A 255-nucleotide genomic window follows, 5' to 3' on the forward strand; every position below is an offset into this window, starting at 1 on the left:
TGGGAGCCGCTTTACCAATATTCCCCTTAAAGGACTGGTATCGCTTAGGCCTCACAAGGGATTTAAGTCCTAGCTGCCCCATGAGCTTTTGTACGGTCTTGTGGTTTAAATATTGCTGTTGATTGCGCAGCTCTAAATGTACCCGCCGATAGCCATAACGGCCCTGGTGGGCATTAAAGATCTGGGTAATACGATCTTTAGCCAACTCATAAGGATCAGGCTCATGATTACTACTGGCTGCTCGCCAGTAGTAGT

At 47.5% G+C, this 255-nt stretch carries 1 protein-coding gene; it reads right to left on the reverse strand.

The features are described from left to right. The coding region (locus VC178_RS11420; RefSeq protein ID WP_323482628.1) for an IS3 family transposase at window positions 1–255 on the reverse strand (255 nt) is incomplete at both ends.

Source organism: Polynucleobacter sp. AP-Sanab-80-C2 (genome assembly GCF_035012965.1).
In the GTDB taxonomy this organism is placed as follows: Bacteria; Pseudomonadota; Gammaproteobacteria; order Burkholderiales; family Burkholderiaceae; genus Polynucleobacter.